Origin of the sequence: Streptococcus pluranimalium (genome assembly GCF_047785745.1) — a bacterium.
Lineage (GTDB): Bacteria > Bacillota > Bacilli > Lactobacillales > Streptococcaceae > Streptococcus > Streptococcus pluranimalium_B.
The window spans coordinates 1-733 of record NZ_JBLOJT010000221.1 but is presented as its reverse complement, the minus strand read 5'-3'; the positions used below and the strand labels follow the sequence as shown (position 1 = coordinate 733).

Annotated in this window: 1 protein-coding gene; it reads right to left on the bottom strand. The window is 34.7% G+C overall.

Annotation, left to right across the window (positions count from 1 at the left end):
- Positions 1–86: 86 nt before the first annotated feature.
- Entirely contained in the window at positions 87–635 is a 549-nt protein-coding gene (gene hpf / locus ACMZ6U_RS10620) for a ribosome hibernation-promoting factor, HPF/YfiA family (protein WP_416108371.1), read from the bottom strand.
- Positions 636–733: the final 98 nt, after the last annotated feature.

The window sequence follows — 733 nt, the reverse complement described above, 5'->3', positions numbered from 1 at the left end:
AGATTGTCAACAAGTTTTTTTAAAAAGTCAAAACCACCCGTAAAACAGGTGGTCGAATCGATACTAATCTGCTCTGCAAGTTTTTGCTATTTAGCTTCAATTAAGCCATACTCTCCATCTTCACGTTTATATAAAACATTGGTTTGACCGTCTTCTGAATCGGTAAAGATAAAGAAATCATGTCCTAGTAGCTCCATTTGAAGGATAGCTTCCTCAATATCCATCGGTTTTAAATCCACATGTTTTGTTCTAACAACACGGGTTTCTGAAGCTTCTTCAGCAGCTTCTGTTTCAAACTCACTTGTAAATACTTGTGCTGTAGATACTTTCTCACGATGTTTCTTAGCAATTTTAGTTTTATTTTTACGAATCTGACGTTCGATTTTATCAACAACTAAATCAATTGAACCATACATATCTTGTGAGACATCTTCCGCACGCAATGTTACTGATCCAAGCGGGATAGTCACTTCAACTTTAGCTGTTTTTTCACGATAAACTTTTAGATTTACTCTAGCATCTAATTCTTGTTCTTCGTTAAAATATTTTTCAATCTTTGCAACCTTTGATTCGACATAGTTACGGATTGCATCTGTCACTTCGATGTTTTCGCCACGGATACTATATTTAATCATAAGATACCTCTTTCTTGCGCTTGAAGCGCTTTCTATACTTATATTATATCGCTTTCATGAAAATTTGCAAGCTTAAATAGTCATCTTGCCAAACTAAA

What these genes read in the sequence shown, in the direction of transcription:
- hpf (WP_416108371.1), bottom strand. Translation starts at nt 635, where the DNA reads ATGATTAAATATAGTATCCGTGGCGAAAACATCGAAGTGACAGATGCA.